Genomic DNA, 22,470 nt, shown 5'->3' with positions numbered 1-22,470 from the left:
CTCGGTGTTGTCAGGCCGTGGCCCACAAGACCGCAAAGCGCTGGGCCGGATCGGTCCAGGCGCGGGTTTGGGCAAAGCCTGCTGCGTGCAACAAGGCCTCAAAGTTCGGCAACGTCCATTTGCAGGCGTTTTCGGTGTGGATGGTCTCGCCTGCCGCAAACAGCCGCTCGCCACCCGGCCACTGAACCTGGACCGCATGGCGTGCTTGCAGGTGCATTTCCACGCGCGACTGCTCGGCGTTGAAGCGCGACAAATGCCGCCAGTCGCGCACCACAAAGTTGCTGCCCACCAAGCGATTGATGTGAAGCAGCAAATTCAGGTCAAAGGCCGCGGTCACGCCCAAGGCGTCGTCGTAGGCCGCTTCCAATTCGGCGGCGTCTTTGAGCAAATCCACCCCGATCAGCAAACCGCTGCCCATTGCCGTGCCGCAAGCGCGGTGCAGGCTTTGCAAAAAGCCCAGGGCCTGATCGGGCGTGAAGTTGCCGATGCTCGAGCCCGGGTAAAACAACACGCGTGCTTGTGCCGAGTCAAGCCCCAAGGCGTCTGGCAATTCCAGACCGCTCGAAAAGTCGGTGCCCAGGCCCGCCATGGCCAGGTCTGGGTGCTGGCGCTGCAGGCTGTCCAAGGCTTGGCGCACAAAGTCCACCGAAATGTCCACCGCCACGTAGCGCCCGGCCTGCAGGGGCCCCAGCATGCGCCCGGCTTTTTCGCAGTTGCCGGCGCCCAAGTCGATCCAGCAAGCGCCTGCGGGCATGTGCAGTGCCATGTCGGCACTGTGCAGGCGCATGAGTTGCGCTTCGGTGCGCGTCAGGTCGTATTCGGGCAGCTCGGTGATGGCCTCGAACAAGCGCGAGCCCAGCGCGTCGTACAGGTATTTGGGCGAGGTAAAAGCCTGCGGGGCGCTCAGGCCCTGCAAGAGCTCTTGCGCCACCGCAGCGGCGTTGTGCTGGTAGAGCTGAATGAATTGGGGGGGGTCATGCGGCCATGCTATGGCAAAAGGGGGCAGCATCGCGTTGCGAAACCAAGAGCACACACCTCCCGGACCTGTTCAAACGTTCAATAGTGCGCATAATGATGGCATAAATAAGTCGACCCTGATGTTTTGCTCCGCAAACCAAGACCACAGCACATAAGCCCAAGGAGATGCCCATGAACACCCCCGCCGCCACATTCACACCCCCCGACACCCGCTATGTCTGGTTTCGCAGCCGCGACGATGTCCAGCCCTACCTGAACGAAACGGCGGTGCGCATCCGGGCAGGCATCATGCTGGTTGTGCCGATTTTCATGGCGTTCACGCTGGTGGACATTGTCTTTGGCACGCGCTGGAACGTCACGGGCAACGTCATCCGTGACACCTTTGACACCGATTTTGACGGGCGCATTTTGTACATGGTCGAGGCGGTTCGGCGCACCTACGACTACACGGTGCAAACCTGGTTCTTGTTCTATGCCTTGTTCGAGATGCTGGCGGGTATGAGCGTCAAAACCTCCTACCTCTCGCCCACCATCTGGCTGTCCAACTGGTTGGCGCGGCGCGCCCCAGCTGTTTGGAAACCGCTCGCTCCCAAGCGTTTTGCCTGGGGCATCGGGGCCAGCATGATTGCCCTGTGCCTGGTGTTCTTTCACCCCGAAAAATTCGCGGGCTTTGTCAATACCGTGACCACTTTGCCGCTGCTGCCCACCACCGAGCAATACCTGCCACGCTGGCTGCCTTTGGTCATGGTTTGGGTGTGCTTGGGTTTCATGTGGCTGGAGGCGATTTTGGGCTTTTGCGTGGGCTGCAAACTCCATGCGCTGTTCGTCAAATTCGGCTGGTTGCAAGAGGAGTGTGAGGAGTGCAACAACCTGAGCTTCAACTGAGGCCGCAGGCACCACTGCGGGGCAGACCTGAACTTTCAAAATGGGGTCTAATTGACCTCCTTTTTCAGTGTCTTACCCTTGGTGAGTTTTTTCAAGAGCACTTCCCTTTTTTCCAAAATCCAGACTGCGGCCCTGATGGGGTTGCTGGCTTTGTCGGCCGCTTTTTCTTCGGCAGCCCAAGCCCAAACCACGCTGCGTGTGACCACCATCCTCGAGGAGGCCGCCACCGAGCAGGTGCGCAAGTTCACGCCCCTGGCCAGCTACCTGGAAAAGCAGCTGGGCATGAAGGTGCAGTTCACACCCGTGACCGATTACCCCGCTGCGGTGGAGTCGCTGGTCAACAAGAAAGTCGATGTGGTCTGGTTTGGTGGTTTCACCTTTGTGCAAGCCAACCTCCGCTCGGGCGGCAAGATCGTGCCATTGGCCCAGCGTGAAGAAGACACACGTTTCCAGTCGGTGTTCATTGCCAAGACCAACTCGGGCATCAAGACACTGGCCGACATGAAGGGCAAGCAAGTCTCTTTTGGCTCACAAAGCAGCACCTCGGGCCACCTGATGCCGCGCAGCTTCTTGCTGCAAGCGCAGATCGAACCTGAAAAGGACTTCAAGCGCATTGCCTACAGCGGCGCGCACGACGCCACCATCGCTTCGGTGGTCAGCGGCAAGGTGGACGCTGCGGCCTTGGACATCACCGTCTGGAAAAAGTTCGTGGCTGAAAACAAGGTCAACACGCAAGACGTGAACGTGTTCTACACCACGCCCCCTTACTTCAACTACAACTGGTCGGTGCACGCCGACATGCCTGCCGACTTGCGCGAAAAAATCAAGGCCGCCTTGTTGGCCCTGAACCCCGCCAACCCCGAGCACGCCGAGATCCTCAAGCTCAACCGCTCGACCCGCTACATCTCCACCACGCCCGAGAACTACAAAGGTCTGGAGTCTGCTGCACGCAGTGCGGGCTTGCTCTAAAGCCTGAGCACCACGGCTGTGAAGATCGAACTCTCGGCCCTGGAGGCGCGGCACCCGGCCGCGCTGCCCGGTGCGCCAGCGGCCTTGCGGGCTTTGAACCTGCGTTTTGGCGCAGGCGAGCAGGTGGCCATCATTGGCCCGTCTGGCGCGGGCAAGACCACTTTGCTGCAGGTGCTGGCCTGCGCGCAACGGCCCACCCAAGGCAGCTTGCAGTTGTCGGACGTGAACCCTTGGGCGCAGTCGGCTGGCGCCTTGCGCCGTTTGCGCGGCCAGTTGTTTCTGGCCCCGCAGGTGCCGCCGCTGCCGCCGCGTCAACGCGTGGTGACCTCGGTGCTGGCCGGGCGTTTGCCCAGCATGGGCTTTTGGTCCAGCTTGCGCTCGCTGTTCTACCCGACCGACATCCCGGCCGCTTACGAAGCGCTGGTGCACTTTGACCTGGGTGACAAATTGTTCGACCGCGTGGACCGCCTGTCGGGCGGTGAACGCCAACGCGTGGGTCTGGCCCGCGCCCTGTTGGCCCCGGCCAGCCTGTGGCTGATCGACGAGCCGCTGTCGGCGCTCGACCCGATGCGCGCCCGCATGGCCATGGCCGCTTTGGTGAACCTGGCGGCCGAGCGCCAAGTCACGTTGGTGGCCACACTGCACCAGGTGGACATGGCGCTGGCGCACTTCCCGCGCATCATTGGCTTGCGCGACGGGCAGCTGGTCTTTGATTTGCCTTCTGCACAGGTCAGCCCCGAGCGCTTGGCGCATTTGTACGACCAGTACGAACACGAGTTGCGTGGCGAAGCCCCGCCTTTGCCCTCAGCACAAGCCACTTCAGCCCAGTCCGCGCCTGCGGTGATGCACTGCCGTTGATGCTGTAGCTGGCTGCACCGGGTTCAAGATGACCGCTTCTGTTTCACACCTGCCAACGCCCCGGCCTCGCCGGGATGCGCCTGCCCGCGACCCGGCCTTTTTCAAGCGGGTGTTTTGGCTGAGCCTGGCTTTGGTGCTGTTGTGGCCACTGGGCGTGGCCACCGAGTTCCGTTTGTGGGTGCTGTGGGAGCCTGAAAACCGAAAAGTGACGGCGCAGTTCTTGTCCACCTTTTGGCCGCTGGTCCACAACGCCGAGTTCATGGACATGGTGGTGCGTGAGACTTGGCGCACCGTGGCCATGGCCACCGCGGGCGTCACGCTGGCGCTGGTGCTGGCCATTCCTTTGAGCCTGTTGGCCACACGGGTTTTGTCGTTGTCGGCTTTGTCCGGTCGCATGGACCGATTGCCTGCGGTGCTGCGCTGGCTGGTGCGTGCCACGCTGATTGTGCTGCGCAGCATTCCCGAGTTGATTTGGGCGCTGGTGTTCGTGCGCGTGGTGGGCTTGGGGCCTACGGCCGGCGTGCTGGCCATTGCCCTGACCTATGGCGGCATGCTGGGCAAGGTCTACGCTGAGATTTTGGAAAGCGGCGAGAGCCATGCCACCCAAAACCTGATGCGCAATGGCAGTGGCCGCCTGCAGGCCTTTGTGTACGCCTTGCTGCCCAGCCACGCCGCTGAATTGGCGTCTTACACCGTGTACCGCTGGGAATGCGCGATCCGCTCCTCGGTGGTGCTGGGCTTTGTGGGCGCGGGGGGCTTGGGTCAGCAACTCGACAACTCGATGAAGATGTTCAACGGCGGCGAAGTGGCCACCATGCTGCTGGTCTTCATTGCGCTGGTGGCGCTGGCCGACCGCGTGAGCGCCTGGTTGCGAAAGGCGCTGGCATGAAGTCTTTTCCGCGTGAAGCGGCCAACCCGCCCTACAAATTGCCGCCGCCGATTTTTGATGCCCGCTGCAAAGCGTGTTGGTTCACTTTGGCTTTGCTGGTTTTGGTGGTGGCCAGCTTTGTTTCGCTCGACCTGGATTGGGCGTCATTTGCGTCCATGGAAGCGGCACGCAGCATGGGCCGTTTTGTGGCGGAGTTTTTCCCGCCTGATTTGTCGCCTGTGTTTGTCAACAAGGTGGTTTGGGCCGCCTGGGAAACTTTGGCCATGTCGGCCTTGGGCACCGTCATTGCAGCGGTACTGGGCTTGGCCTTGGCCGTGCCTGCCAGCCGCATGTCCGCTCAAGACGCGGCTTGGCTGCGCAGCCCCACACGATGGTTGCTCAATGCCCTGCGCGCCATCCCCGAATTGGTGTGGGCCGCTTTGCTCTTGATTTCGGCGGGCCTCGGGCCCATGGCCGGCACTTTGGCGCTGGCGCTGCACACCAGTGGTGTGCTGGGGCGCCTGTTTGCCGAAGCGATGGAGAACATCCCCACCGGGCCGGGCGATGCGCTGCGCACGCAAGGCGTGGGGCCGCTGCGTGTGTTCTTTTACGCGACCTTGCCGCAGGTGCTGCCGCAACTCATGAGCTACGCCCTGTACCGCTGGGAGAACAACATCCGTGCTGCCGCCGTGTTGGGCGTGGTGGGGGCGGGTGGTTTGGGGCAGATGTTGTCTTTCCACATGGGCCTGTTCCACATGAACAAGACGGCCACCATTTTGGCGGCCATGCTGCTCATGGTGGCTTGTGTGGATGCGCTGAGCTTTGCAGCGCGGCGCTGGTTAACGCGCTAAAAGCCTCAGCCGGTGGACGGCATCTCCACAGTTTCAGGGCCATGACCTCAGATCGGCCCATGGCGTTTGGCGCGAGCCCCGATGGGGGCTCGCGTAGCCCTTACAGCGTGATGATCGTGCAGCCCGTGGTTTTGCGGGCTTCCAGGGCGATGTGGGCGTCCTGAATTTGCGCCAAGGGGAAGGTCTGCTCGATGTGGATCTTGACTTTGCCGCTGGTCACGGCTTCGAACAAATCATCGGCCATGGCCTGGGTGTTTTCGCGGGTGGTGATGTGGCTGAACAAAGTCTGGCGCGTCACGTAAATGGAGCCCTTGGGGCCCAAAATGCCGGGCGCAAACGGGGCCACGGGGCCTGAGGCATTGCCGAAGCTGGCCATCAAACCAAACGGAGCCAAGCAGTCCAGTGACTTGTCCCAGGTGTCCTTGCCCACCGAGTCGTACACCACTTTGACACCTGCGCCGCCCGTGATCTCTTTGACCTTGGCCTGGAAGTCTTCTGTCGAATAGTTGATGCAGAACTCCGCGCCATTGGCCAAAGCCAGTGCGCACTTGGCGTCGCTGCCGGCCGTGCCGATCAGGCGCAAGCCCAGCGCCTTGGCCCATTGGCAAGCGATCAGGCCCACGCCCCCGGCTGCGGCATGGAACAAAACAAAGTCACCGGCTTTGAGGCCACCCTGGGGCAGCGTGCGCTTGAGCAAATACTGCGCTGTCAGGCCCTTGAGCATCATGGCCGCACCCGTCTCGAACGAGATCGCGTCGGGCAACTTGCACACGCACTTGGCGGGCATCACACGCACTTCGCAATAGCTGCCGGGTGGCTGGCTGGCATACGCTGCGCGGTCGCCTACTTGCAAATGGGTCACGCCCTCGCCCACGGCTTCGATCACGCCTGAACCCTCCATGCCCAATTTGAGGGGCATGGGCAGCGGGTACAAACCACCGCGCTGGTAAACGTCGATGAAGTTCAGACCGATGGCTTTGTGGCGGATGCGGATCTCGCCGGGGCCAGGCTCGCCGACGGTGACATCGACCAGTTTCATGACTTCGGGACCGCCGTTCTGGTCGATTTGGACTGCAAGGCTCATGGTGTTCTCCTGTTGGAATGTGGTTTTAAACCAAACACTTTGCCACGAAACGCGAGCCCCAGCCCCCAACAGGGGCAGTTGGGGGACAGTTTGGCGACAGCGGGAAAACCCGAATACCGATACAGTGCCGCATGACTCAAAAACTCTCGCCCTCAACCGCCTTGCTCTTGACCATTCCGCCCCTGATGTGGGCTGGTAATGCGGTGGTGGGTCGCTTGGTCAGCGATTTGGTGCCGCCCATCACGCTCAACTTTTTACGCTGGGCTGTGGCCTTGTGTCTCTTGCTGCCTTTGGCGGCCTGGGTCTTGAAGCGCAACAGTGGCCTGTGGCAGCACTGGCGTCGTTTTGCGCTGCTCAGCTTGCTGGGCGTGGGCTGCTACAACGCGTTGCAATACCTGGCCCTGCAAACTTCCACACCGCTGAACGTGACCTTGGTGGCCGCCAGTGGCCCGGTGTGGATGCTGGCCATCGGGGCACTTTTTTTCAAAGCACCGGTGCGCCGTGCACAAATTTATGGAGCCGTGCTGTCCATTCTGGGCGTGCTGGTGGTCTTGTCGCGGGGCGACTGGGCGCAACTCATGGCGGTGCGCTTGGTGATCGGTGACTTTTTCATTTTGCTGGCCACGGCCTGCTGGTCCTGGTACAGCTGGCTGCTCAGTCGCAAAGACGAGCCCGAGGCCATCCGCAATGACTGGGCCGCCTTTTTGCTGGCGCAAGTGGTGTTTGGTCTGGCTTGGTCAGGCCTGTTTGCAGGCATGGAATGGGGCCTGACCGATGCGCAGATCACTTGGGGCTGGCCGCTCGTCAGTGCGCTGGCCTTTGTGGCGGTGGGCCCGGCCGTGTTGGCCTACCGCTGCTGGGGCCTGGGCATCCAGCAAGCAGGGCCTGCCGTGGCCGGTTTTTTTGCCAATCTCACGCCGCTGTTTGCAGCGATCTTCTCAGCCGCCTTTTTGGGCGAGTTGCCCCAACTGTTCCATGGGCTGGCATTCGCGCTGATCATTGGCGGGATTTGGGTGTCATCCAGAAAATAAGACGCGAGGCGCTAAGCAGGGCAAGGGGTTAGATGTCACGCTCGGGCCAACCGACCGGTGGTAGATTGAGTCACTGCAATGGAGCAACTGGAGTCGAAGAACATGGGCGCACCCACGATTGAAACCGAACGGCTGATTTTGCGTGCGCATCGTCTGGGTGACTTTCCTGCATTGGCAGCCATGTGGGGTGATCCCGTAGTCGCTCGTTTCATTAGCGGGCAGCCTTCAACGCGGGAGGATTGCTGGGCGCGGCTTCTTCGTTATGCCGGGCACTGGGAGTTGCTTGGCTTTGGCTACTGGGCCGTGCAAAGGAAGGACGGTGCACAGCTCATCGGTGACGTTGGCTTTGCGAACTGGGAGCGAAACATAAGCCCTCCCCTGGAGGGTCTGCCGGAAGGTGGTTGGGTGTTCTCAACCGAAGCGCATGGGCGCGGCATGGCCACTGAAGCTGTGAACGCTGCGCTTGCATGGATGGATGAAAAGTTCGGAGCCAAAACGACGGCGTGCATCATTGACCCAGGGAACGCCGCATCCATTCGAGTTGCTCAAAAGGCCGGTTATCAAGAATACTGCCGATCAGAATTCAAAGGGTCCCAGGTGATCCAGTTTCGTCGCCAAGGCGCCTGCGGAGGGCCTGGTGATGCCTGAAGTCTGTATCCCCTGGCACTTGCGAGATCAATCAGGCGATGCGGCCTAATTTGGCGACAACTCTTGGAATGAGCGTTTCGAAGGCTGCTTTTCATTGCAGCCTACTGAACGTTATCAAAACGTCCCTGCGTAAGACCCACCATCGGCCAACACGTTTTGGCCCGTCATGTAAGCCGCATGCTGGCTGCACAAGAAGGCGCAGATCGCGCCGAACTCTTGGGGGTTGCCGTAGCGCCCGGCCGGGATTTGGGCTTGCTGGATCACGCGCAGCTCTTCCACTGTTTTGCCTTGCTTTTGCGCCATGGCGGGCAGCGTGGCGCGGATGCGGTCGGTGTCAAATTTGCCGGGCAGCAGGTTGTTGATGGTCACGCCTTTGGCCGCGATGGCGCTGCGCGAAGCCCCCGCCACAAAGCCCGTGAGGCCGCTGCGTGCGCCGTTGGACAGGCCGAGCACATCGATGGGCGCCTTCACGGCGCTGGAGGTGATGTTGACGATGCGGCCAAAGCCGCGTGCGGCCATGCGGTCCACGGTGGCTTTGATGAGTTCGATGGGGGTGAGCATGTTGCCGTCGATGGCCTTGAGCCAGGCCTCGCGGTCCCAGTCGCGGAAGTCGCCGGGCGGCGGGCCGCCTGCGTTGGTGACCACGATGTCGTAGTCTTTGCCGGGGCCGCCTGCCACGTTCCAGATGGCTTCGCGTCCGGCTTCGGTGGTGATGTCCTCCGCGACAGCGATCAACTGCACCTTGCCGCCTGTCTCGGCACGCAAGTCTTCCACGGCTTTGTTCAGCACCTCGGCGCCGCGGGCCACCATGACGACGTTCACGCCTTCCAGGGCCAAGGCCCGTGCACAACCCCAGCCCAAGCCTTTGCTTGCGCCACCCACCAAAGCCCACTTGCCTGCAATGCCCAAGTCCATGTCAATCTCCTGAAGTTGATGTTGTGCGGCTCACCGGCCGCGTGACCCAAAACACACCGCTCAAGACCAGCACGGTCCCGGCGATGATCCACATGTTGAACGGCTCGTCCAAAATCCACACGCCCATGAGCAGGGTGAACATGGGGCCGATCATGCCCGTTTGCGCAGTCAGGCTTGGCCCAATGCGCTCAATAGCCATCATGACCAAAAGGACGGGCAGCACGGTGCAGGCAGTGGCGTTCAGCAGCGACAGCCACATCACGGGCTCGGGCACCACCGCCGTGGCCAAGGGCCTGAGCAGCACAAACTGCAGCAGACAAAAACCGCAAGCGACCGAGGTGGCCAGACCTGCCAGACGCAAAGAGCCTAAGCGCTGCACGAGCTGACCGCTGTAGGTCAAATAAATGGCATAAGTGGTCGCGCTCAAAAACACCAGCAAAGCGCCCCAAGCCGCGTGCGGCCCGGCCAGCCCCAGCTCGTGCCCAAACACCAGCAACACGCCTGAGTAACTGATGGCCATGGCCACGCCCTGGCGCTGGGTGATGCGTTTTTTGAACAAAAACCAGCCCAGCAACAGCACCAGCGTGGGGTTGAGGTAGAGGATCAGGCGCTCCAAAGAAGCGCTGATGAACTCCAGGCCCCAAAAATCCAGAAAGCTCGACAGGTAGTAGCCACAAAAACCGAGACCCAGCACGCCCAACCAGTCACGCCGGGTCAGGGGCGCTTTACCCCGCCCGGCCCACCAAGCCATGAGCACAAACAAAGGCAGGGCCAGCAGCATGCGCCACATGACCAGGGTGACCGCATCCACGCCGTGCCGGTAGGCCAGCTTGACGATGATGGCCTTGCCACTGAAAGCCATGGAGCCGGCAGCCGCCAGCAACAGACCCGCCGTCAGGTGCGGCGTGGGGCTGGGCACCATCAAAAGCCCACAGCTTGACCGTCGCGGCGCGGGTCACTGGCGACTTGGTAGCCCTGTACGGCCGGGTCACCCATGCGCCAGATGAACTGGCCAGCACCAAAGTCCTGGTAAGAGTCGCTGATGATGTCGAGCTGGTGGCCGCGAGCGATCAGCTCTTGCACCGTGGCGCCATTCATCGTGGCTTCGACGTTGATGTTCAGGCCCGAGTTGTAGCGCCAGCGCGGTGCATCACACGCCGCTTGCGGGTTTTGGCCGTAGTCCAGCATGCGCACCAGGGTTTGCATGTGGCCTTGGGGCTGCATGTTGCCGCCCATCACGCCGTAGCTCATGACGGGCTGGCCGTCTTTGGTGACAAAGGCCGGGATGATGGTCTGGAAGGGGCGCTTGCCCGGCAACACCAAGTTGGCGGGGTTTTGGCCCTGCAGGTCGGTGCTGAAACCATGACCCCGGTTTTGCAAGCTGATGCCGTAAGTGGGTTCGACCACGCCCGAGCCAAAGCCCATGTAGTTGCTCTGGATGAAGCTGATCATCATGCCGTTTTCGTCGGCGGCCGTGAGGTAAATCGTGCCGCCCTTGACCGGATTGCCCGCCTTGAAGTCTTGCGCCTTTTTCATGTCGATGAGTTTGGCGCGGCTGGCCAGGTAGGCCGGGTCCAGCATTTGCTCGGGCGGCAGCTCCATGAAACGCGGGTCGGCCACATAGCGGTACGTGTCGGCAAAGGCGAGTTTCATCGCCTCGATCTGCAGGTGCTGCGAGTCGGCACTGTCCACCTTGTGGCTGGCCATGTCGAAGTTGGACAAGATGCCCAATGCGATCAGCGCGGCGATGCCTTGGCCGTTGGGCGGGATCTCGTGCAGGGTGTAGCCCCGGTAGTCTTGCGCCATGGGCTTGACCCACTCGGGCTTGAAGTCGGCCAGGTCTTTGGCGGTGATGCTGCCGCCGTTGTCCTTGGCAAACTTTTCAATGGCTTCGGCGATCTCGCCGCCATACAGCGCTTGGCCCTTGGTGGCCGCGATGGCCCTCAGGCCCCGCGCCGCATTTTTGAACTGGAACAACTCGCCCACCTGCGGCGCACGGCCCCAGGGCAAAAAGCTTTGCGCAAAGCCGGGCTGCGACTGCAACTCGGGAGTGGCAGCGGCCCACTTTTGCTGCACCACCACGGGGATCAAATAACCGCGCTCAGCCACCTCAATGGCGGGCTCCATCAAATCGGCAAAAGGCAGCTTGCCAAAACGGTCGCTCAAAGCGACCCAGCCGGCCACGGCACCCGGCACGGTGACCGAGTCAAAGCCGCGCTTGGGTGGTGTTTTGGTCTCGGCGCCGTATTTGCGGTGGAAGTACTCGGGCGTCCAGGTGGCGGGCGCGGGGCCAGACGAGTTCAGACCGTGCAGCGCTTTGCCGTCCCACAAAATGGCGAATGCGTCCGACCCCAAACCGCAGCTCACCGGCTCGGTCAGGGTGATCACGGCGGCGGCGGCAATGGCGGCGTCGACCGCGTTGCCGCCTTTGAGCATCATGCGCAAGCCCGCTTGCGCAGCCAAGGGGTGCGAGGTGGAGACCACATTGCGTGCAAACAGTGGCAATCGGGTGCTGGTGTAGGGGAATTGGTAATCGAAGTTCATGTTATTCCAGGGTGATCTTGCGCTCGGTGATGATCTTTTTCCACTTGGCCGATTCGCTGGCCAGCGTGGTGGTGAATTGGGCAGGCGTGCCGCCGACTGGCTCAATGCCAAAGCGCAGCAGTTTTTCCATCACTTCAGGGTCTTTGAGCACTTGGTTGGCCGCGGTGTTGATGCGGGTGAAAAAATCGGTCGCGCCACCTGCCGGGAACGGCACGATCAGGCGCACCAGCTTTGCTGGGGTAGCTCTGCGCATGGACCAAGCCCAGGCTGGCCAAAGCCAAGGTGGCGTCGCACAGGCCACGCAAGAGGTGTCGATTTTTCATGGTGATGTTCCTCTGCCGAACTCGGCCGCAAAATCAAAATGATTGTCTCAGAGGGCATGCGCCGCTGCTGCACCCAAGTGACAAGACCACGGTAGGCACAAGCGCAAGCGCCCCCAAAGACAACGGCCTCCGAGGAGGCCGTTGTCTTTGGGGGCATCAATGCCTCGTCACTCTTCGACGAAGGCCTCTTCGCGTTTGGACTTGATGGATGGCAAGGCCACGATGATCAAAAGCAGCACCGCCATGGCCAGCAAGGTGGCCGACAGGGGGCGCGTGACGAACACGCTCCAGTCACCACGCGAGAGCAGCATGGCGCGGCGCAAGTTTTCTTCCATCATCGGGCCCAGAATCAAGCCCAGCAGCAAGGGGGCAGGCTCCATGCCCAATTTGATGAACACATAACCCACAACGCCGAACAAGCCCACCATCCAGATGTCCCAGGTGTTGTTGTTGGTCGAGTACACGCCAATGGCGCAGAACAACACAATGGCCGGGAACAACCAACGGTAAGGCACAGTCAGGAACTTGATCCAGATGCCAATCAGCGGCAGGTTCAAGATGATCAGCATGGCGTTGCCGATCCACATCGAGGCGATCAGACCCCAGAACAGCTCGGGGTTGCTGGTCATCACCTGGGGGCCAGGCTGGATGTTGTGGATGGTCATGGCACCCACCATCAAGGCCATCACGGCGTTGGGTGGAATGCCCAGTGTGAGCAACGGAATGAAGGAGGTTTGCGAGCCGGCATTGTTGGCCGACTCTGGCGCTGCCACACCACGGATGTTGCCTTGGCCGAATGGCACTTCACCGGGCTTGAGTTTGGTTTTCTTCTCGATGGTGTAAGCCGCAAAAGCCGACAAAGTGGCACCACCCCCAGGCAAAATGCCCAAGGCCGCACCCAAGGCCGTGCCGCGCAAAATGGCCGGTATCATGTTCTTGAAGTCTTCTTTGGTGGGCATCAAGCCATCGACCTTTTTGGCGAACACTTCGCGCTCTTCGTCAGGCTTGGCCAGGTTGGAGATGATCTCGCCGTAACCGAACACACCCATCGCAATCACGATGAAGCCCAGACCATCGGTCAACTCAGGGATGTCAAAGCTGTAGCGGGCCACACCGGAGTTCACGTCAGTGCCAATGAGGCCCAACAACAGACCCAAGATGATCATGCCCACGGCCTTGATGAGCGAGCCCGAAGCCAGCACCACCGCACCGATCAGGCCCAGCACCATGAGCGAGAAGTATTCGGCCGGGCCGAACTTGAAAGCCACTTCGGTCAGCGGCACCGCAAAACCGGCCAACACCAAGGTGCCCACGCAACCGGCAAAGAAAGAGCCGATACCAGCCGCCGCCAAAGCGGGGCCAGCACGGCCTTTGCGGGCCATTTGGTAGCCGTCAATCATGGTCACCACCGACGAGGCTTCGCCCGGCAGGTTGACCAAAATGGCCGTGGTGGAGCCACCGTATTGCGCGCCGTAGTAGATACCGGCCAACATGATCAGCGCCGCCACAGGAGGCAGTGAGTAAGTGGCGGGCAGCAGCATGGCAATGGTGGCCACAGGGCCCACGCCAGGCAACACACCAATCAGCGTGCCCAAGAGGCAGCCAATGAACGCATAAATCAGGTTCTGGAAGGTGAAGGCCACCCCAAAACCAAGCGCCAGGTTGTCAAAAAGTTCCATGGATGTTTTCTCCTCAACCTGTGATGAAAGATGGCCAGACCGGGAACTGCAGGTTGAGCAGTTTGATGAAGCCCAAATAGCTGATGGTCGACAAAATGGTGGCCAAGATCAGAGATTCCTTGATGTTGGCTTCACCGCCCGCCTTGCTGACCACAATCGTCACGCCGTAGATGGCCACAATCAGACCCATGCCAGGGATGCCAAATCTTGGCAAGCCGCTGAGCAGCACGCCAAACAGCAAGTTGCCGGCAATGATGAAAAATAAGGGCTTCCAGGCCCACTTGCCGATCTTGTCGCCATCGGCGGTTTCCATCACCAGGGACTTGAACATGATGTACAAGCCAATGAGACCGAGCAAAACGCCTAGCATCAGTGGAAAGTAACCTGGGCCCATGCGGGCACCCGTGCCAATGTTGTAGTTGGTGGCACCAATGGCGAAGGCGCCACCCACGACCGCATACAACAGGCCTGCGAAAAAGTCTTTCTGACTCTTGATATTCACGCGATATCTCCTCTGTTTTGAGTTGAGGTGATTCTGCGTGAAACTGACGACTTCAAGGATGTGGGTTACACCTATGTCCCCGGGGTGACGACCCCATGGTTAACCCTGACGCGCACACTGTTGTGAGTGATTCCCCGCGAATGCACTCATTTGGTCAGCGGCTTGAAGACCTTGAGCCATTTCGGTGCGGGCAGGCCCCATTTTTCTTCGATGGCACTGGCCGCTTGCAGCATCGCATCGCGCGATGGCCGATGCGGCGTGCGTTGCGCCAGCACGATGGCATTGCCTTCGCGGGTGGGTTTGAACTCCCACACGGCGTCTTCGCCAAAGGCCGCGCAGATTTTCTCCACACTCTCGGCGTAACTCGACGAGCGGCCAAACAGGTTCACTGTCATGCAGCCTTGCGGGCTGAGGAGTTCGCGGCAATGTCGGTAAAAGTCGGGTGTGTCGAGCACCGGGGCTGCAGCCTCTTCATCGTAGAGGTCTACTTGCAGCGCATCCACAGTGCCACGCCATTCGTCCTTTTGAATTTCCAGCGACGCATCGGCCAACACCACGCGCAAACGCTCGTCATCGGGCGGCAGGCGAAACCAACCCCGGCAAGCGTGCAACACGCCCGGATTCAACTCCACAGCCGTGCAGGTCATTTTGAGTTTCTTGTAGCAAAACTTGGTGATGGTGCCTGCACCCAGCCCCAGTTGCATGGCGTGAGCGCCCTTGACTTCGGCATGCGGAAAAAACAGCAGCCAGCCGAACATGCGCTGGACATATTCCAGCTCAATGTCAAATGGGCGGTCTAGAAACATCGAGCCCTGAATCCATTCGGTGCCCAGGTGCAGATAACGGATCTCACCGTCTTCGGAGAAATTGACTTCGGGCAGTGCGAGGCTGAGGGCAGAAGGTTTTTTGCGGGTCATGGGGCGAGATGGTACAGAGCGGCGATGAGGAAATGTTGATGCACCCTCAAATCGGTCGCGCTCAAACCAGACTGAACCCCAGCCACAGCGCTGTGCCCCACATCATCAGCGCCACGGCGCCGTCGAGTGCACGCCAGATGTGCAGGGAATGCAGGCGACGGCCGAGCCAGAAGGCGGCTGTGCCCAACACCAAAAACCAGAGCAAAGAGCCCGCCGCTGCGCCCAGACCGAAGATCGTGCTGCCTTGCCCATAGGCCAGCGAGGCGGTGCCGATCAGCACGGCCGTGTCCAGCCACGCGTGTGGGTTGAGCCAGGAAAACGCCAGCGCCGACAGCACGGCTTGCCGACGCGTGACGGGTTCTGGCCGGGGGCTGGCCGCGGTGTTCACCGATGCGCAGGAGGTGTCGCCGGAAGGCAGATCCAATGACAAAACACGGGGCTGCAAAAACCGCTGAAAAGCTTGCCAGCCATAGACCGCCAAAAACAGCATGCCAGCACCCACCAGTGCGCCGTGCAGTTTGTCGCTCAGCCCCCCCAGCTGTGCCAGACCCAGCACGCCCAGGCCAATCAGCGCCACATCGGCCACGGCGCAGACGGTCACCGTCAGCCACAGGTGCTGGCGCTGCAGACCCATGCGCAGCACATGCGCGTTTTGTGGGCCAATGGCCATGATCAGCGAGATGCTCAGCACCATGCCGGCGGTGAAAGTGGGAATGCTCAGAACCATGGGAATCTCCGGGCGCCTTAGAGGCGGTGTGATGCTGGGGCAGCTTGATGAGGCTGCCGGTGAATGGCCACGAGTGTGCGCGTCAAGCGCCTTGATTTAAACCAAGTTGAATTAAACTCATATCACTCAATAAATATTTAATTCAATCATGCTGGACGCCCGTCAACTCGAAGCCCTGGCCGCCGTGGTCGAGCACGGCAGTTTTGGTGCGGCGGCCCAGGCGCTGTCGCTCACTTTGGCGGCCGTGTCCTTGCGCATCAAGGCGTTGGAAGACACCCTCGGCCAGCGACTGCTGGTGCGGGGCAAGCAGGTGCGGGCCACCCCGGCTGGGCAGAGCTTGCTGGCCCATGTCAAACAAGTGCGCATGATGGAGGCCGACTTGCTGGGCGGCCTGCAAGGCACGTCTGCCCCAAGCGGTCCGCGCAAGGCCCAGCGCTGGCAATCGCTGAGCGTGGCCGTCAACGCCGACTCGGTGGCCAGCTGGTTTTTGCCCGGTGTGGCCCCTTTGCTGCTGAAGCACCATTTGTTGCTCGAAATCCTGATCGACGACCAAGACCACACGCACGACGCCCTCAAAAGCGGCGACGTGATCGGTTGTGTGAGCACCTTGGCCGAGCCCATGCGCGGCTGCGTGGCCGAGCCGCTGGGCATCATGCGCTATTGCTGTGTGGCCACGCCTGCGGTGGTCAAGCGCTCCCAAACGCCCAGCGGCGCGGTGTCACTGCACAAAATGTTGGCCCAGCCGGCGGTCATCTTCAACCGCAAGGACGCCTTGCAAGACGCATTTTTGGCCCAGCACTTTGGCCTGCAGCAACCCCACTACCCACGCCACTTCGCCCCGGCGGTCGAGGCCTTCGAGACCGCCATCGAATTGGGCTTGGGCTGGGGCATGGTGCCCGAGCAGCACTTGGCGCAACGCGCTGCGCTGCAGGCGGACCCTGCGCAAACCCTGCAGGAGCTGCTGCCCGGTGCCACGGTGGATGTGGCCCTGTACTGGCAGCACTGGGCCCGAGAGGCCCCCTCAGCCCAGCGCTTGACCGAAGCCGTCAAAGCCGCTGCGCGATTGCATTTGCGGCAAGTTCAGGTGTGAAGGCGTTGCCAATGATGGGGCTCGGTCACTTCGCCATCGAGCAATGCCCCCCGCTGCTGGCCTGGCCGGAGCCTGCAGCGATCAGGGGTGGTTCATTGCGCAGGTCCACCGGGTCGGAGGCCTGAAAGTCCCAGGCCAAAAAAGCGGCCAGCGTCAGCCAGAAAACCGCTTGCAGTTGGTGCGTCGTGTTCATGTGGCCTCCATCAGAACTGGTAGTGGCGGCGCACGCGCACGCCAATGAGCGTGCCCGCAAAGGCCAGAGGTACCCAAAGCCAGCCGTGCAAGCTGCCGGTGGAGATGCCGCTCAACATGGCGCCGATGTTGCACCCAAAGGCCAGGCGCGAGCTGTAACCCATGACGAAACCGGCCACCAGGCCAATGATCCATTGCTGCGTGGTCAGGGGCTTGTTGCTGGCCGGGGCCTTGGCGGAGACCCACAGCGCACCGCCCAGAATGCCGATGTTGGTGATGGTGGTCACGTCCATGAACACGGTTTGCGTCAGGCGCTGCGCGTTGCCCGCCTGGCCCCAAAACGCGTTGGCTGTGGGGTCAAAAGCGCCCAGCGCCACCGAGATCTTGGCCGCCCACAGGCCAAAGCCGTACACCACGCCCCAAGGCTGCCCAGCCAGCAACAAATTCAATGTGGCCAAAACGGCGAGCGCCACCGCGCCCCAGACCCAGCGTTTGTCGAACCAGCTTTGGCCTGCGCCCACCCACAGGCGAACGGCCACCAACACGGCGGCCAGCAGGGCCAGCGTCAAGGCCAAAGCGCCGCCCGTGCCGTATTCGGCAGAAAAACTGACCGGGGCCGTTTGGCCCAGTGACAACCAGCTGTCCAGGTGCACCGAGCCTAAAAAACTGCCCAAGGCGAACAGCGGCAAGATGCCCATGTTCAGCGGCACGCCCAGGCCCGCCTTGTACAAACTGCCCGAGCCGCAGCCGTCGGCAATTTGCATGGTCAGCCCGAACACAAAGGCGCCCACCAGCAGGCTCACGCTGGGGGGGCCCAAGGCGGCGTGCAGTTCAGAGAACTGGCCCAGCAGCGGCAGGGCCGCCAAACTGGCCAAGGCCAGCAGCAGCACCTGGCCGGTGACGCCTTGTGGGTTGCGTTGCTCAATGAGCTGACGCCAGCCGGTGGTGAAACCAAAGCGGGCGGCGGCCAAAGCCGCGCCCATGCCCACGCCCACCAGCATCAGCACGGCTTGGCGGATGGACACGGACAGTGCCAAAAAGATGAAAAAGGCGGCCAGCAAGGCCGCCAAAGGAAGGCGTTTCATGACCTGTGCTTATTTGAAGGTTTTCTCGGCCCAGAACTTGGCGTCGATCAGGAGCTGCTTGGGGCGGCTGGGCACGTTGGCCATGGGCAGGCCGCTGGCGTCTTTGGACCACTCCACCATGGAGCCCGCATAGAGCTTCACGTTTTTCTGGCCCAGCACTTCGGACATGGCAAACCAGTTGGTCGCGGCCCAGTGGCCGGTGTTGCAAAACGACACGGTTTCTTTGTCCGGGTCGATCGGGCTGGCGGCTGCCACTTTTTGGGCCTGATCGGTGCTCACAAAAGTGGATGTGCCGGGCGCAAACCATTTGTAGTGCTCCACGTTCACCGCGCCTTGCAAGGTGCCGGGCACGCTGGCGGCCACATGGCGGGTGTCACCTTTGAAGAATTCGGCCGGGCGTGCGTCGATCAAGGCAGCGTCACCGGCTTTCACACGGGCCACCAGCTCTTCTTTGGTGGCGACCAGACTGGGGTCGATTTGTGGCTGGAAGCTGCTGGCCGCGACTTTCACGGCCTGGTTGTTTTGTGGCAAACCAGCTGTGGTCCAGCCCTTGACGCCGCCGTTGAGCACCGACAGCTCTTTCAGACCCAAAACCTTGAGCGTCCAGTAAACCCGAGCCGAAGCCCCAAAGTCGGTGGCATCCGCACCGCTGGACACAATCACCGCGTGCGTGCTGGGGGTCAGGCCCAGGCTTTGTACCAAGGTGGTCAGCTTGGGCAGGGCAGGCAACTCGCCAGGGTTGTTGGCCGGGCCGCGCCAAGTGCCATAAGGCGCATTGAGGGCGCCGGGGATGTGGTTGGCGGCGTATGACTTGGGGTCGCGGATGTCGATCACGCGCACGTTGGCATCGGACAGTTTGGCTTGCAGCTCGGCAGGGCTGAGCAGGGGCTGGGCGGCCAAAGCGGGCAAAGAAAAAGCTGTGGCCGACAAGGCCAGAACCAGGGCAGAGATGCGTTTCATGAGGGTCGTTCCAGAAGGTGATGAACAGAAGATGGCGCGATTTTGGCCAGCCGCTTCAGACATGGGAACGATTTTTTTGTTGGTTATATATGCCAGTGCAGATATAAAGACGCGAAGAACTCGGCTCAGCGTGTGGCTTGAAGGGCGAAGCGTTGTGCCGCCCACAGCGCCCCAGTGCCCAGCAAACTGGCCGCCAGCAGCCACCACAGCGCCAGGGTGTAACCGTGCTGCGGAGACCAGAGCAAACCCAGGATCAGGGGTGCCGCAGCGCGGGCCAGCGCAATCGGCAAACCCAGCAAACCATTGAGTTGGCCTACATGCGCGCGGCTCACGTACTGCGCCATGGCCGTGCCTTTGACGATGGTGTTCATGCCATTGCCTAGGCCGTAAAGCACCACAAACACCAGCGAGGCCACAGGGCTCAGCCCACCGATCAGCAAGGCCACGATCCCCGCCGGGATGAGGGTCGGAATCCAGCGGTTGGCAGCGTGCACATCCCAATAACGCTCAAACACAAACAGCACCCAGCGCCCCAGCACCTGAATCACCCCAATGGCCGCTGGAATGGCCAGCACCCAAGCGGGGGACAGCCCAGATTCCTGCAGCAAGGCGATCATGTGCGCGGGCAGGGCTGAAGTCACCGACATGGTCAGCACCATGAACAAGGCCAGCAACCAAAACGGCGCATGGTGCAGGTGCTCGCGCACGGTTACGGCGGGGTTCTGCGTCTCGGCGTGTTGGGGCTGCGTGCGGTCGGTGTGGCTGGTGTGGCTGGTGTGGGGGCGCGGCGCCCCGTGCAACAACCAGCCGTGCAAAGGCGCGCACACCAGCAGCTGCAGCGCAGCCAAAGCCCACAAGGCTTGCCGCCAGCCCCACAACGCCATCCACCAGGCAAACAGCGGAATGAACACCGTGCTGGCCAGCCCGCCCAAAAACGTGAGTGTGATGATGGCGCGGCGAAAGTCTTGGGCAAAGCGCCGTGTGACCACCGCAAACGCCGGGTTGTACAGCGTGGCCGCCATGCCCAGGCCCAGCCAGATCCAGGCGGCATAAAAGCCCGCCACCGAAGTCACAAAGCTGTGCCCCAGCAGCCCCAAGCCCACCCACACCGAGCCCAGCGTCATCACCCGTCGCTCGTGTCCGGCATCGATCCAGCGACCCACCCAGTAAGCCATCAGCCCTTCGGCCAGCAGCGCCAGGCTGAACGCGAGCGAAGACTCAGCCCGCCCCATGCCCAGCTCGGCCTCCAGAGGCACCATGAGCAAGGAAAAAGTGTAGAAAACGCTGCCCCAGGTGATCAGCTGAGGCAGGGACAGCCAGACGCTGAAGGGTCCCAGTGCTGTGGGATGAGGAGGCATCTGGCGTGTGGCGGGCATGCGCCGATTATCCGGGGTCGTTGATGCAGTGATGCATGGATCGCTTCGTTCCTCGCGATGACGGCTCCCCTCCGTCACTGCGAGCGCAGCGCGGCAGTCCATTGGTCGCTTCTTGCTTCGCTAGGACGAAAAAAGGAGCCCAGTGCTCACTGCCCCTGTAACACCCGCCGGTACTGCAGGGCCTCGGCCACATGCACCGAAGCGATCGTGTCACTGCCTGCCAGGTCGGCGATGGTGCGGGCGACTTTGAGGCTGCGGTGCACACTGCGCCCGCTCCAGCCGAGTTTGGTGGCGGCTTTTTGCAGCAAGGCAGTAGCGCTGTCCTCCAGCCGCGATTCTTGGTCGATGGCCTGGCCTTGCAGGGCGGCGTTGGTGCAGCCTTGGCGTGCCAGCGCGCGTTCACGGGCGGCCCCGCTGCGGGTGGCGATGGCCGCTGTGCTTTCGCCGGGTGGGGCGTTCAGCAGGTCTTGCGCACCCAGACTGGGCACTTCGATGTGCAGGTCGATGCGGTCGAGCAAGGGGCCGCTGAGCTTGCCTTGGTAGCGGCTGACCTGATCGGGTGAGCAGCGGCAGGCCCGAGTGCTGCTCCCCAAATAGCCGCAGGGGCAGGGGTTCATGGCCGCGATCAGTTGGAAGCGCGCCGGAAATTCGGCCCGCCGTGCGGCCCGGGCGATGGTGATGCTGCCCGTCTCCAGCGGTTCGCGCAGGGCTTCGAGCGCCGCACGCGGGAACTCCGGCAGTTCGTCCAGAAACAGCACGCCGTGGTGCGCCAGCGAAATTTCGCCGGGGCGCGGGGGCGAGCCGCCGCCCACCAAAGCCACCGCACTGGCCGAGTGGTGGGGCTGGCCTGTGGGGCGCTGTGCCCATTGGCTCAGATCAAAGCGTCCGGCCAGGCTGGCCACAGCTGCCGATTCCAGCGCGTCCTCAATCGACATGGGCGGGAGCAAACCCGCAAAGCGCTGCGCCAGCATCGACTTGCCCGAGCCTGGCGGGCCGACCATCAAAAGCGAATGCCCACCGGCGGCGGCGATCTCCAGCACGCGCTTGACGCCCGCTTGGCCTTTCACGTCGGCCAAGTCGGCGTAGCGCGGTGGTGCGCTGGGCGTGGTGGCGGCCATGCGGGCCCAGCCGTCGGTGGGCTCGGGCGGGGCCTCGCTGGAGGGCGGTAAAAACTGCTGCACCACATCCAGCAGGTGCTGGGCACGAAAAACTTCGGCATCGGGCACCAGGGCCGCCTCCTCGGCGCTGCCCGGTGGCAACACCAGCCGGGTGCGCACATGCTGCTGGCGAAGCACCAGGCTCATGGCCAAGGCGCCGCGCACCGGGCGCAATTCGCCTGACAGTGACAGCTCGCCCGCGAACTCGTGACCCGCCAGCTTGCTGGCATCGATCTGGCCGCTGGCCGCCAAGATGCCCAGCGCAATCGGCAAGTCCAGCCGTCCTGAATCCTTGGGCAAATCGGCCGGGGCCAAGTTCACGGTGATGCGCTGGTTGTGCGGAAAGTCCAGCCCGCTGTTTTGCAGGGCCGAGCGCACGCGCTCGCGGGCTTCCTTGACTTCGACATCGGCCAGCCCCACCAGCGTGAAGCTGGGCAGGCCATTGGCCAGATGCACCTCGACCATGACGGCCGGAGCGGTCAGGCCCACCAGGGCGCGGCTGTGGATGGTGGCCAGTGCCATGTCTCGTCCTCCCTCTTTTTTATGGGCACCAGTGTAGAGGAGGGCTGCTGTTTTGGGTGAGTGTTGTGGGTCTGTCAAGCACGCCGCTCACGCACTCAGACGGGCGTGGGTCCGTGCGTGCACCGCAAAGGTGTCAAGGCGTGCATCTGGGCCTGGCCATGCGTGTTCGCGCACCAAACTGAGACCCGAAAGTCGCCAATGCCTCAAATTGGTGCGCACTGGGTGTGCTGGCCCACAGTGCATGTCCAGCGAACGGAGTGGAATGCCGGGGGTGCCCGTTCAGAGGGAAAAACGTCCCTCAATGCCTAT

Annotated in this window: 23 protein-coding genes; 8 read left to right on the top strand and 15 right to left on the bottom strand. The window is 62.0% G+C overall.

What is annotated here, in order from left to right:
• Positions 1–10 precede the first annotated feature (10 nt).
• Positions 11–1,009, bottom strand: a complete 999-nt coding sequence (egtD, locus tag B9Z50_RS14685; RefSeq protein WP_108365512.1) for an L-histidine N(alpha)-methyltransferase — start codon at positions 1,007–1,009, stop codon at positions 11–13.
• 140 nt (positions 1,010–1,149) lie between these two features.
• On the opposite strand from egtD, the gene B9Z50_RS14680 reads away from it, so the two are divergent.
• From B9Z50_RS14680 to phnE, 5 genes are all read left to right on the top strand, one after another.
• Positions 1,150–1,863 (top strand): DUF4395 domain-containing protein, encoded by a 714-nt coding sequence (locus B9Z50_RS14680; protein ID WP_233249893.1) that lies wholly within the window; start codon positions 1,150–1,152, stop codon positions 1,861–1,863.
• A 135-nt stretch (positions 1,864–1,998) separates the two neighbouring features.
• Positions 1,999–2,832, top strand: a complete 834-nt coding sequence (locus B9Z50_RS14675; protein WP_108365676.1) for a putative selenate ABC transporter substrate-binding protein — start codon at positions 1,999–2,001, stop codon at positions 2,830–2,832.
• Positions 2,833–2,850: 18 nt separating this feature from the next.
• Positions 2,851–3,690: a phosphonate ABC transporter ATP-binding protein gene (locus tag B9Z50_RS14670; protein ID WP_108365510.1), complete on the top strand. Its 840-nt coding sequence runs from the start codon at positions 2,851–2,853 to the stop codon at positions 3,688–3,690.
• A 28-nt stretch (positions 3,691–3,718) separates the two neighbouring features.
• Positions 3,719–4,579 (top strand): ABC transporter permease, encoded by an 861-nt coding sequence (locus B9Z50_RS14665; protein ID WP_108365509.1) that lies wholly within the window; start codon positions 3,719–3,721, stop codon positions 4,577–4,579.
• Complete coding sequence (phnE, locus tag B9Z50_RS14660) at positions 4,576–5,409, top strand: phosphonate ABC transporter, permease protein PhnE (RefSeq protein WP_108365508.1); 834 nt, start codon at positions 4,576–4,578, stop codon at positions 5,407–5,409. The genes B9Z50_RS14665 and phnE overlap by 4 nt, the downstream gene beginning before the upstream one ends.
• A 100-nt stretch (positions 5,410–5,509) precedes the next feature.
• On the opposite strand, the gene B9Z50_RS14655 is transcribed toward phnE, so the two are convergent.
• Positions 5,510–6,493 (bottom strand): quinone oxidoreductase, encoded by a 984-nt coding sequence (locus B9Z50_RS14655; RefSeq protein WP_108365507.1) that lies wholly within the window; start codon positions 6,491–6,493, stop codon positions 5,510–5,512.
• Positions 6,494–6,624: 131 nt separating this feature from the next.
• On the opposite strand from B9Z50_RS14655, the gene B9Z50_RS14650 reads away from it, so the two are divergent.
• Positions 6,625–7,524 carry a DMT family transporter gene (locus B9Z50_RS14650; protein WP_108365506.1) on the top strand — a complete coding sequence of 300 codons (900 nt, stop codon included), beginning with the start codon at positions 6,625–6,627 and terminating at the stop codon, positions 7,522–7,524.
• A gap of 78 nt (positions 7,525–7,602) precedes the next feature.
• Complete coding sequence (locus B9Z50_RS14645; RefSeq protein WP_233249892.1) at positions 7,603–8,172, top strand: GNAT family N-acetyltransferase; 570 nt, start codon at positions 7,603–7,605, stop codon at positions 8,170–8,172.
• Positions 8,173–8,286: 114 nt separating this feature from the next.
• Here the strand turns inward: B9Z50_RS14645 and B9Z50_RS14640 are convergent, their stop codons facing one another.
• The 8 genes from B9Z50_RS14640 to B9Z50_RS14605 form a co-directional block, all read right to left on the bottom strand.
• The gene (locus tag B9Z50_RS14640) at positions 8,287–9,087 is read right to left on the bottom strand and encodes an SDR family oxidoreductase (protein WP_108365505.1); all 801 of its coding nucleotides are present in this window, start codon (positions 9,085–9,087) and stop codon (positions 8,287–8,289) included.
• Position 9,088: 1 nt separating this feature from the next.
• Positions 9,089–10,009 (bottom strand): DMT family transporter, encoded by a 921-nt coding sequence (locus B9Z50_RS14635; RefSeq protein WP_108365504.1) that lies wholly within the window; start codon positions 10,007–10,009, stop codon positions 9,089–9,091.
• Positions 10,009–11,631: a gamma-glutamyltransferase family protein gene (locus tag B9Z50_RS14630; protein ID WP_108365503.1), complete on the bottom strand. Its 1,623-nt coding sequence runs from the start codon at positions 11,629–11,631 to the stop codon at positions 10,009–10,011. The genes B9Z50_RS14635 and B9Z50_RS14630 overlap by 1 nt, the downstream gene beginning before the upstream one ends.
• A gap of 1 nt (position 11,632) precedes the next feature.
• Positions 11,633–11,884: a tripartite tricarboxylate transporter substrate-binding protein gene (locus tag B9Z50_RS14625; RefSeq protein WP_233249891.1), complete on the bottom strand. Its 252-nt coding sequence runs from the start codon at positions 11,882–11,884 to the stop codon at positions 11,633–11,635.
• A 237-nt stretch (positions 11,885–12,121) separates the two neighbouring features.
• Positions 12,122–13,633 (bottom strand): tripartite tricarboxylate transporter permease, encoded by a 1,512-nt coding sequence (locus B9Z50_RS14620; protein WP_108365502.1) that lies wholly within the window; start codon positions 13,631–13,633, stop codon positions 12,122–12,124.
• 13 nt (positions 13,634–13,646) lie between these two features.
• The gene (locus B9Z50_RS14615; protein WP_108365501.1) at positions 13,647–14,135 is read right to left on the bottom strand and encodes a tripartite tricarboxylate transporter TctB family protein; all 489 of its coding nucleotides are present in this window, start codon (positions 14,133–14,135) and stop codon (positions 13,647–13,649) included.
• A 146-nt stretch (positions 14,136–14,281) separates the two neighbouring features.
• Entirely contained in the window at positions 14,282–15,052 is a 771-nt protein-coding gene (locus B9Z50_RS14610) for a spermidine synthase (protein WP_108365500.1), read from the bottom strand.
• Positions 15,053–15,113: 61 nt separating this feature from the next.
• Entirely contained in the window at positions 15,114–15,779 is a 666-nt protein-coding gene (locus tag B9Z50_RS14605; RefSeq protein ID WP_108365499.1) for a LysE/ArgO family amino acid transporter, read from the bottom strand.
• Positions 15,780–15,927: 148 nt separating this feature from the next.
• Between B9Z50_RS14605 and B9Z50_RS14600 the strand changes: the two genes are divergently transcribed.
• Positions 15,928–16,869 (top strand): HTH-type transcriptional regulator ArgP, encoded by a 942-nt coding sequence (locus tag B9Z50_RS14600; protein WP_108365498.1) that lies wholly within the window; start codon positions 15,928–15,930, stop codon positions 16,867–16,869.
• 25 nt (positions 16,870–16,894) lie between these two features.
• Here the strand turns inward: B9Z50_RS14600 and B9Z50_RS17800 are convergent, their stop codons facing one another.
• The 5 genes from B9Z50_RS17800 to B9Z50_RS14580 form a co-directional block, all read right to left on the bottom strand.
• On the bottom strand, positions 16,895–17,062 hold the full coding sequence (locus B9Z50_RS17800) for a hypothetical protein (protein ID WP_199221761.1): 168 nt from the start codon (positions 17,060–17,062) through the stop codon (positions 16,895–16,897).
• 10 nt (positions 17,063–17,072) lie between these two features.
• Positions 17,073–18,146 (bottom strand): YeeE/YedE thiosulfate transporter family protein, encoded by a 1,074-nt coding sequence (locus B9Z50_RS14595; protein ID WP_108365497.1) that lies wholly within the window; start codon positions 18,144–18,146, stop codon positions 17,073–17,075.
• 9 nt (positions 18,147–18,155) lie between these two features.
• On the bottom strand, positions 18,156–19,106 hold the full coding sequence (locus tag B9Z50_RS14590; RefSeq protein ID WP_108365496.1) for a sulfurtransferase: 951 nt from the start codon (positions 19,104–19,106) through the stop codon (positions 18,156–18,158).
• 125 nt (positions 19,107–19,231) lie between these two features.
• On the bottom strand, positions 19,232–20,482 hold the full coding sequence (locus tag B9Z50_RS14585; protein WP_233249890.1) for an MFS transporter: 1,251 nt from the start codon (positions 20,480–20,482) through the stop codon (positions 19,232–19,234).
• Between the two features lie 146 nt (positions 20,483–20,628).
• Positions 20,629–22,161, bottom strand: a complete 1,533-nt coding sequence (locus tag B9Z50_RS14580) for a YifB family Mg chelatase-like AAA ATPase (RefSeq protein WP_108365495.1) — start codon at positions 22,159–22,161, stop codon at positions 20,629–20,631.
• Positions 22,162–22,470 lie beyond the last annotated feature (309 nt).

It is taken from the genome of Limnohabitans sp. Bal53 (assembly GCF_003063355.1).
GTDB lineage: Bacteria > Pseudomonadota > Gammaproteobacteria > Burkholderiales > Burkholderiaceae_C > Limnohabitans_A.
Note: the sequence above shows the minus strand (reverse complement) of the source record. Positions and strands in the feature narration are given on the sequence as shown.